Origin of the sequence: Massilia sp. (genome assembly GCF_031995545.1) — a bacterium.
GTDB lineage: Bacteria > Pseudomonadota > Gammaproteobacteria > Burkholderiales > Burkholderiaceae_D > Telluria.
The window spans coordinates 1-6,714 of the sequence record NZ_DAMAGA010000077.1; the positions used below are offsets into that span (position 1 = coordinate 1).

Consider the following 6,714-nt stretch of genomic DNA (forward strand, 5'->3'; position numbering starts at 1 on the left):
CCAGCAGGCGGCGCCGTGCGTCCCAGGTTTCCGGCGCCGCATCGCCGCTCCACCCAGCGGCCAGCACGGCCATGGTGTGTCGGGTCGGCACGCCCACCAGCATCGTACGCGGGCCGATCATCGCCGGCTCGTCCCGGCCGCTATCGAGCCGTTCCAGCGCGATGCGGTACCAGCCGTGTCCGGACACCGCCCTGCCCGGCATGCCGGCGCTGTCAAAAGCGATGCATTCGTTGATCTCGCCGCGCACCAGCAGCAAGGCACTGCTGATGTGTGCCAGTTCCGCCATGGCGCGGCCGGCCAGCGCGAGCGCGGCGCTGGGCTTGTCGACTTGCATCAATTCACGCGAGACGGTGAGCAAGGCGCGTAACTGCCGCACTTCCGGGTCAGGATCCCGTTCGATCATGTGTGTCATCGGTAACTCTCCGCCTGCGTCTGGTCCGCGGCCACGGCTGCGGATGATTGATCGTCCCATGAGGACGGGGTGATTGCTTCCGAGACCGACTGTCCCGCGCTCTCCCTGCGGCGCAGTGCAGGATGGCCGAGTACACGCGCAATCACATGCTCCGGAACGAGCTTGTGGCGCATGTAGCGACTGGCGAGTTCGGCATTGCGCGCTGCCAGGATGTTCAATCCCCGTGCGACTGCATTTGCTGCGGGACCGTGTCGCCGCCGCTGGCGCTCGTTGATCAACATCGATTCTCCATCGGGATACGCTAAAGTCTGGCGGCACATCCGAATGATGCTTGCCGTTGTTTCAAACGCCGGTGCGATTCATCATACGCGCCGCACCGCAAGGGGACCAGCGCTTTTCGACGCGCGCGCACGGACCATGCGCTGCTCCTCCACCGCTGCGTGCCGGTGGCGCGTCGTGATGTTGTGGCGCGATTGGCCGGCGGCGCACGCCCGACGGGCGCAGGCGCGCGTTCTCAGGCCACATGCAGCAGGATGGCGTTGTAGTGGCAACTACTGCCGGCCAGGACGAACAAATGCCAGATCCCATGGCCATGGCGCACCTTGGTCGGTGGCATAAAAGACGATGCCGGCCGTGTACGACACGCCGCCGGCCGCCAGCCATGCGAAGCCGGTGCGGCCGAGCGCATCGATCAGCGGACCGATACCGACGACGGCGAGCCAGCCCATCACGACGTAGATGACGAGCGACAGCACGCGCCCTCGCCGCGCATACAGGAGCTCCTGCGCGATACCGAGCACGGCCAGGGTCCAGACCACGCCGAACATCGTCCAGCCGATCGTCGCGCGCAGCGTCACCAGCGTAAACGGCGTGTACGTACCGGCGATCAGGAGGTAAATGGCGCAATGGTCCATCTTGCGCAGCACGTCCTTGGTGGCGCCACGCGTTCTGTGGTACAGGGTCGAGGTCAGGTAAAGCAGCAACAGCGTCAACGAGTAGATGCCGACGCTGACGACCCTCCAGGCATCGCCACTGCGCATAGCGACGCCCACCAGCAGCACGCCGCCCAGAATCGAAGCCATAGCCCCCACGCCATGGGTGATGCCATTGAAACGTTCACCGTGGACCATGTGCCGCCTTTCGCAGGAAAGGCCCTGTCTGCCTGCGGATCGCCGCGCATGGCCGGCCACAACGAATCACTCGGGGACCCGGTGCCCGAAAACAGCGATCCCGCTGCGCGCGACTCGCCGTCGCCATGGCCTGGTCAGCACGCGCAGCGCCACCTCCAGCGAAACATGATTGCGCGCCAGCGCTTCAGCTGCGGATCGGATGCTGCGGGCGCGATGATTGCTCACGATCGCGTCGATCAATATGGCATGCAGGCAGTCGATACGGGTACGCATTCGCCAGTCTAGCATCCCGCCAGCGAATGCAAAAAAATATATTTTTTGCCAGATGTAGCCGGTACATGGTTTCGTGCTACTGTGGTTTCTTGACCAGGGAGCATGCCATGCACGCAGAGCCAAAATCGCATTACAAAGGCTACACCATCGTGGCGAGTCCGGTCGAGACGATCCGCCGACGCTTCATGGCCATTTTCACGATCTATGAAAGTGAACATGCGACCTTCCCTCTTTGCCATCACCAGGCAACCGAGACCAATGGGTTCCTGACCGTCGAACAAGCCGTCAGCAATTCGTTCGACAATGCGCGCAAGTGGATCGACGATCGGCACGTTGCGCATATTTACTGAAGCGCTCACTTCCCCTCCCGGACTCGCGCATGAGTCCGCTTCCATACCGGCAGCAACGGCAGAGCGACCGTCGGGCGCCACTTTCGCCCATCGCCGGCGAATGCTCGGCAGCGCGCACGGACCGGCGCAACGCGCGCGTCCGGCCCGCACAGCCTGCATCACCATTCGAGCCATCATGCAAAACCGCGCTGACACGAACATCATGGAATTCACGATGCTCGACGAGACCTACCTTGGCTATCTGATCGAGTGGGCGACCACGCCGTCGCAAAATGATCCCGCGAAGTGGCTGGGGCACTTTCACGCGTTCAAGGAAGGCGAGCGCACCGTCAGGGGTTCGCTCGTCAATCCACAACGCAGCGCTGCGGATGCGCACACGAGCGTGCTGCGCATCGCAAAAGTCAGAATCAATGCGGCGGTGCTCCGACCAGCCCCAACCGGCCCGGCTCGATCCTGAACCAGGCACCGGTTCACGAGTCAGGGGAAGGATCGGCCCGGTCCAGGTCTTTTCCGCCATCGAGCACCACGGCGGCCCGCTCCATGCCCATGCAATCCGAGAGCGACCGGCGATCTTCCTGATCGAACTCCGGCGGGTCGAGCATGTCCACGAGCATCGCCTGCAGTTCCGGCGTATCCCAAGGCAGACCATGACGCTTCCTGGCATGAATGTAATGCGAGATCTCGCTATGCTGCTCCGCAGTCAGTGGCAGGCCGCGAAACGTGTTCGCGGGTTCGGGCGTCATCATGGCATCTCCCAGGGTCCGGTGACCGGCATTGACAGCCTACGCGCATTGCCTGCCGGCGGGCGCACCGTTGGCCGGGCGGCGCGCCAGGCGCCCGGCCGCGCCAGGGTTGCGCGGTCCGGCTCAGGCAAACGTCGCCTCCCGTACCACCGGCAGCACGAATTTCAGGCGCATGCCCTGCCCTCGTCCGGGGCTGTCGGCAGACACCGTGCCCCCATGCGCCCGGCTCACGCTGCGCGCGACCGCCAGACCGAGTCCCGCTCCCGATGCAGCGCGTCCGGGATGCATGGCAAACTTGCGAAACGGCTGGAACAGCTGCGACAGTTCGGCTTGCTCGACGCCGATCCCGTGGTCGCTAACGAGCAGTTCGAGAAAGACGCCGTCGACCTCGACCGCCAGTGAAATCGCGGCGCCGTCGTCGGAAAACTGGCTGGCATTGAGCAGGGCGCCGCCGAGCGCCTGCGCCAGCCGCTCGGGGTCGCACCACAATATTGCGCCTTGCGCCTGTTCCTTCCGGCAGATCTCCACACTGAGCGTCTGGCCCCGTTCGCTCAGGACGCAACCGACCACGTCGCACGCGTGGGCCAGCACCTCATCCACGCTCGACGCGCGCTTGGACACCGGCGTGTCAAAGGCCTGTTCGATGCGCGAACCTTCGAGCAGATCGTCGACGAAGCGCGCCAGCTTTCTGGTCTGGCGCGCGATGACGCCGGCCATGCGGTCGATGCCCGGGCCGCCGGACTGGCGCTGCAGGAGCGTGGCGGCCGCCATCACCGGCGCGAGAGGATTACGCAATTCATGCGCCAGCACGTGCAGAAAACCGGCGCGGCTCTCATGCACGAACTTCACCTGGTCTTCGAGACGCCGTTGCTCGCTGATGTCGGTCAGGGAGCACAGCACGCCTGTGCTGGCGCCGTCGGCGTCGAGCACCGGCCGTGCATGGATCACCACGCAGCGCTGGCTCCCATCGGCGGACTCGGCGAGCAGTTCGGAGGGCGGCTGGGCAAGGCCCGTGCGCGCCGCCAGCGCCGCCGGCGATGCAGGCTCGTCGAGCGCGCTGCCATCTGCCCGGTACAGTGCGGTGAAGCCGCCCCAGCGGCCAACCTGGTCCGGATCGGGCCAGGCGCCCCACAGCCGCCTGGCGGCGCTGTTGGCGTACCGTACGGCCCCATCCAGCGTACAACAATACGCCGGACAAGCGATCTCCCCGATCAGCAGGCCATGGGCATCCAGCGCCGCCTCGCCGCGCCGGTCCGTCGTGCGCCGCCTTTCAGGTATTCGTGCCACGTGTGCTCCCTGTATCATCGCATCGCATCATGATGGGCGCTGGCGCCGCCTGCGAGCGTAGGACACGCACGGGGCGGCATGTCATCCGTATCCCCGCCTTGCGCCGCTCAGCCATCCATGCGGCCGATGAAGAATCGCAGCATCTCCTCGCTGGCGTTCGGTCCGCGCGTGTCGGTGTAGCTGCCACGCAGGTCGCCGCCAGACCAGGCGTGGCCGGCCCCGTGCACGGTCCATTGCTCGGCCAATACGCTGCCCGTGGGTTCGCGATGCACATGGCGGGTGAACGCGCGCCCGCCGCTGCGTCCTGTTTCCGCCACCACGGCGACGCCGGCATCCGCCACACTTCCCTGAACCGCATGGCTGTCGAGACACTGGCGTATGACGCCGCCGCCATTCGTGCGATGGACCGTCGTATCGGCGTCGCCATGGAAGACGATGACGGGTACGCCGGCATGTTCACTGGCCGGCGCCGGTACGCATCGCCAGCAGCGCGCCGGCATCACTGCTGGCGCTGCCATGCGCGAGCCCGGAATGACATCCGACGGCACTGAACAGGTCGGGATAGGTACGCCCCAGAATGACTGCCATGGCGCCACCCGCGGACAGGCCGGCGACCGCGACGCGCGCGGGGTCGACCGCATGTTCGGCCATGATGCGCCGAGTCAGTCCCGCGATCAGCGCCGGCTCGCCGGCGCCGCGCAGGTGGTGCTCCCCGTCATACCAGTTCCAGCACCGGTTCCAGTGCGCGCCGCAGGACTGTTCGGGATACAGGACCAGGCAGCCATGCTCTTCGGCGAGCGCATTCATGCCGGTGCCGGCGGCGAAATCGGTGGCGTCCTGACCGCAGCCATGCAGCATGACGATCAGGGGCATGGGGTCGCGCGCGCCGCCCGGAATGAACAGGCGATAGTGCAGCGCATGCTCGCCGTCCTCATGCAATCCGTGGCTGAACTGGCTGCCGGAAACACGTCGGGCAGGCGCGCTCGCCCCGGGCCGGATCATCGATGACCATGCATCGAAAAAAGTGTTGAACATGGTTCGCCTTCCCCAATAAGGTGATGAACAAGTGTCGCGCAGACGCAAGCGGCGGCGCGACCGCATGGTCGACGCCGCCGCGAGGCTTGCCCCCGGACCCCGGGGGGACGATTGAAGATCAACGTGGCGACGACGACGCCGTGTTGCCGGCCTGGCCGTTGCCGCCTTGCTGGTTGCCGGGGTTGCGCGGCGGGCCTGCCTGGCCATCTGGCTTGGCGCCTGCGGCCTCGCCCTGCAGGTTGTTCAGGTACTCGGCGCCGATATTGGCGCCGCGCTGCGCCTCCTGCAAGAACGCGTCGCGCGAATTCTTGACGGCTTCCTCCTGCTGGCGCAGGCTCTTGTCGGCTTCTTCGGCCGACACGCGGGTGACTTCACTGGCCAACGCGCGGGCGGTACGGGAGGTTTCCTGCACATGCTGCTCGCTCGCGCGGGTCAGGTCGACCTGGGTGGTCGCGGCCAGCTGCGACAGTTGCTGCTGGTAGGTGCGCAGCCTGTCGGTGGCGGGCTGGGCACGCGAGGCCGCCGCCGACAACGCGTCGGTGGGACGATCGGCGGTCAGCATGCGCTGGGCGGTCCCAGTGGCGTCCTCGAGCAGCGTCTGGCCCAGCTGCATGTTCAGCTGGAACACCTGCTGGAACGAACGCGAGACCGTCTGCGACAGCTCGTTGAGGAAGGCGGCCTGTGCGTCGATATGCGAGCGCACGGCGGGATTGACGGATTGAGGAAATGGATACATGGCGTACCTTTCAAGGAATGGAATCGATTGGAATGGTCGTACGGACGCCGGACGCAATGCGTTGACATGTCTGGCGGAAATGGCAGCACGGCAGATGCCGTCTGAGAGAGGACGATCAGGGCAGATCGCGTTTGACATGAACACTATGCGCTCTTTTTCGCCTCCGTGCGGCCAATCTGCAGATCTATTTTCAGCCAATAGCAGGTGGCAATAGTTTGCTTGAAGAATATGCACGCCCCGGCGCAACGGATGCGGGCAGCTGCTCGCCATATCCAGATCCTGACGCTATGCGAGCTCGACGATGAGGCCGACGCCATCGAAGCGGTCCAGCGCGGTGCGCAGGGCTGGTTGTCCAGGGGTTACTTCGACAATTACCTGGTGCCGCAGTCCCTGCGCAACATCATCGAACGCATGAAAGTGGAGCATGGTCTGTACGTCGCCCAGGCCCGTGCCGAAATCACGCTCAATTCGATTGGCGATGCCGTCGTCTCCGTCGACATGGCCGGACGCGTGGATTACCTGAATGTCGCGGCTGAACTGGTCTGCGGCTGGTCGCGCGACGAAGCACGCGGGCGGCCGGTGGCCGAGGTCATCAACCTCGTCGACAGCGTCAGCGGATGCGCGATCGCCAGTCCCGTGGACTTCATCCTGCACGCCAACCAGGCGTCGAACCTGAGCGGCGACGCCATTCTGGTTTCGCGTCAGGGCCGGCGCATTCCGATCGCCGACTCGGCGGCGCCGATCCACG

General features: G+C 65.5%; 10 protein-coding genes and 2 pseudogenes. 3 read left to right on the top strand and 9 right to left on the bottom strand.

The genetic code is table 11. The annotated features are described in order from the left end of the window. The 4 genes and pseudogenes from RTQ83_RS24090 to RTQ83_RS24105 form a co-directional block, all read right to left on the bottom strand. Positions 1–412: pseudogene (locus tag RTQ83_RS24090) on the bottom strand (GGDEF domain-containing protein); the annotation flags it as partial. Further along, a complete protein-coding gene (locus tag RTQ83_RS24095) occupies positions 409–693 on the bottom strand; it encodes a hypothetical protein (RefSeq protein ID WP_312520555.1) in 285 nt (94 codons plus the stop codon). The gene RTQ83_RS24095 and the pseudogene RTQ83_RS24090, both read right to left, overlap by 4 nt. 233 nt (positions 694–926) lie before the next feature. Further along, a pseudogene (gene trhA, locus RTQ83_RS24100) lies at positions 927–1,542 on the bottom strand (PAQR family membrane homeostasis protein TrhA). A gap of 66 nt (positions 1,543–1,608) precedes the next feature. Beyond that, positions 1,609–1,815: a hypothetical protein gene (locus RTQ83_RS24105; protein ID WP_312520557.1), complete on the bottom strand. Its 207-nt coding sequence runs from the start codon at positions 1,813–1,815 to the stop codon at positions 1,609–1,611. Between the two features lie 107 nt (positions 1,816–1,922). On the opposite strand from RTQ83_RS24105, the gene RTQ83_RS24110 reads away from it, so the two are divergent. Both RTQ83_RS24110 and RTQ83_RS24115 read left to right on the top strand, forming a co-directional pair. Continuing rightward, complete coding sequence (locus tag RTQ83_RS24110) at positions 1,923–2,165, top strand: hypothetical protein (RefSeq protein WP_312520559.1); 243 nt, start codon at positions 1,923–1,925, stop codon at positions 2,163–2,165. 175 nt (positions 2,166–2,340) lie between these two features. Further along, positions 2,341–2,622, top strand: coding sequence for a hypothetical protein (locus RTQ83_RS24115; protein ID WP_312520562.1), 282 nt, complete (start codon positions 2,341–2,343; stop codon positions 2,620–2,622). A 13-nt stretch (positions 2,623–2,635) separates the two neighbouring features. On the opposite strand, the gene RTQ83_RS24120 is transcribed toward RTQ83_RS24115, so the two are convergent. The 5 genes from RTQ83_RS24120 to RTQ83_RS24140 form a co-directional block, all read right to left on the bottom strand. Beyond that, a complete protein-coding gene (locus RTQ83_RS24120; RefSeq protein ID WP_312520565.1) occupies positions 2,636–2,911 on the bottom strand; it encodes a hypothetical protein in 276 nt (91 codons plus the stop codon). A gap of 120 nt (positions 2,912–3,031) precedes the next feature. Beyond that, the gene (locus RTQ83_RS24125) at positions 3,032–4,195 is read right to left on the bottom strand and encodes an ATP-binding protein (protein WP_312520567.1); all 1,164 of its coding nucleotides are present in this window, start codon (positions 4,193–4,195) and stop codon (positions 3,032–3,034) included. Between the two features lie 107 nt (positions 4,196–4,302). Then, complete coding sequence (locus tag RTQ83_RS24130) at positions 4,303–4,713, bottom strand: hypothetical protein (RefSeq protein ID WP_312520570.1); 411 nt, start codon at positions 4,711–4,713, stop codon at positions 4,303–4,305. After that, on the bottom strand, positions 4,652–5,230 hold the full coding sequence (locus RTQ83_RS24135; RefSeq protein WP_312520573.1) for a PHB depolymerase family esterase: 579 nt from the start codon (positions 5,228–5,230) through the stop codon (positions 4,652–4,654). Before RTQ83_RS24135 ends, RTQ83_RS24130 begins: the two co-directional genes overlap by 62 nt. Positions 5,231–5,348: 118 nt before the next feature. Further along, positions 5,349–5,966, bottom strand: a complete 618-nt coding sequence (locus tag RTQ83_RS24140; protein WP_312520576.1) for a phasin family protein — start codon at positions 5,964–5,966, stop codon at positions 5,349–5,351. 228 nt (positions 5,967–6,194) lie between these two features. On the opposite strand from RTQ83_RS24140, the gene RTQ83_RS24145 reads away from it, so the two are divergent. After that, the coding region (locus tag RTQ83_RS24145) for a PAS domain-containing protein (protein WP_312520579.1) at positions 6,195–6,714 on the top strand (520 nt) is incomplete at its 3' end.

Bases quoted from the DNA above. Each gene is read 5' to 3' on its own strand.
- RTQ83_RS24105 (WP_312520557.1), bottom strand. From the start codon at position 1,815: ATGCGTACCCGTATCGACTGCCTGCATGCCATATTGATCGACGCGATC.
- RTQ83_RS24095 (WP_312520555.1), bottom strand. From the start codon at position 693: ATGTTGATCAACGAGCGCCAGCGGCGGCGACACGGTCCCGCAGCAAAT.
- RTQ83_RS24140 (WP_312520576.1), bottom strand. From the start codon at position 5,966: ATGTATCCATTTCCTCAATCCGTCAATCCCGCCGTGCGCTCGCATATC.
- RTQ83_RS24115 (WP_312520562.1), top strand. From the start codon at position 2,341: ATGCAAAACCGCGCTGACACGAACATCATGGAATTCACGATGCTCGAC.
- RTQ83_RS24110 (WP_312520559.1), top strand. From the start codon at position 1,923: ATGCACGCAGAGCCAAAATCGCATTACAAAGGCTACACCATCGTGGCG.
- RTQ83_RS24130 (WP_312520570.1), bottom strand. From the start codon at position 4,713: ATGGCAGCGCCAGCAGTGATGCCGGCGCGCTGCTGGCGATGCGTACCG.
- RTQ83_RS24135 (WP_312520573.1), bottom strand. From the start codon at position 5,230: ATGTTCAACACTTTTTTCGATGCATGGTCATCGATGATCCGGCCCGGG.
- RTQ83_RS24120 (WP_312520565.1), bottom strand. From the start codon at position 2,911: ATGATGACGCCCGAACCCGCGAACACGTTTCGCGGCCTGCCACTGACT.